Below are 1,051 nucleotides of genomic sequence, written 5' to 3'. Positions count from 1 at the left end.
CTAGATGTGAGCTCTCAATAGGTTGTCCATCCGGTCCCGAGCGAGGAAGCTGAGGTTGCGAAGCTTCAGTATCCCTCGGGGAGGAACCGGATGAACATCCACAAGAATGCCCGTCTGACGCGGCTGGGTCGAGAGCGGATTGTGCGCTTGGCGTCTGCTGGCTCGGCATCTGCTGTGATCGCCAGCGCGGTTGGTGTCAGCCTGAAGACGGTCCATAAATGGATCGCACGCTTCGCCACCGAGGGCGTGGCTGGGCTGGCGGATCGCTCGTCGCGTCCGCACCGGCTGCATCGCCCGACGCCTGCCAGCCAGGCCGAGCAGATCATCGCGCTGCGTCGCCAGCGCCTGAGCGGTCAGGCCATTGCCAAGCAGGTCGGCGTCTCACCGGCGACGGTGAGCCGGATCCTGCGGCGGGCGCGATTGAGCCGGATGCGAGACCTCGAACCGGCCGAGCCGGTGCGCCGTTACGAGCGCGCCCATCCCGGCGAGTTGATCCACATCGACATCAAGAAGCTCGGCCGCATCGACGGTGTCGGCCACCGCATCACCGGGGACCGGACCCGCCAGAGCAACCGGCGTGGACGCGGCGAAGGTCTCGGCTGGGAGTTCGCCCATGTCTGCATCGACGATGCCTCGCGGCTCGCCTTCGTCGAGATGAAGCCCGACGAGAAGGCCATAAGCGCGGTCGCTTTCCTCAGGGCGGCGGTGGCCTATTACGAACGCCTCGGCGTCACCGTCACCCGCGTCATGACCGACAACGGCTCATGCTACAAAGCCTTCGCCTTCCGCGATGCCTGCCGCGATCTCGGCCTGCGACACATCAGGACCAAGCCCTACACGCCCAAGACCAACGGCAAGGCCGAGCGCTTCATCCAGACCGCTCTGCGCGAATGGGCCTATGCCAGGCCCTATGACCACTCAGACCGCCGAACCGAAGAGCTGCCGCGCTGGCTCCACCACTACAATTGGCATCGACCACATGGCGGCATCCAGGCCAAAACCCCAATCAGCAGACTCGCTCTCGACGAGGACAACCTGTTGAGGCTCCACA

At 65.1% G+C, this 1,051-nt stretch carries 1 protein-coding gene; it reads left to right on the top strand.

The genetic code is table 11. The annotated features are described in order from the left end of the window. Positions 1 to 90: 90 nt before the first annotated feature. Positions 91 to 1,051, top strand: a 961-nt coding sequence (locus tag ACSQ3P_RS31665; RefSeq protein ID WP_436169382.1) for an IS481 family transposase, incomplete at its 3' end; no start/stop codon positions are given.

The organism is Allobosea sp. LjRoot9, assembly GCF_964252745.1.
Lineage (GTDB): Bacteria > Pseudomonadota > Alphaproteobacteria > Rhizobiales > Beijerinckiaceae > Allobosea.
The sequence above is the reverse complement of the archived record's forward strand: the minus strand, read 5'-3'. Positions and strand labels throughout refer to the sequence as shown.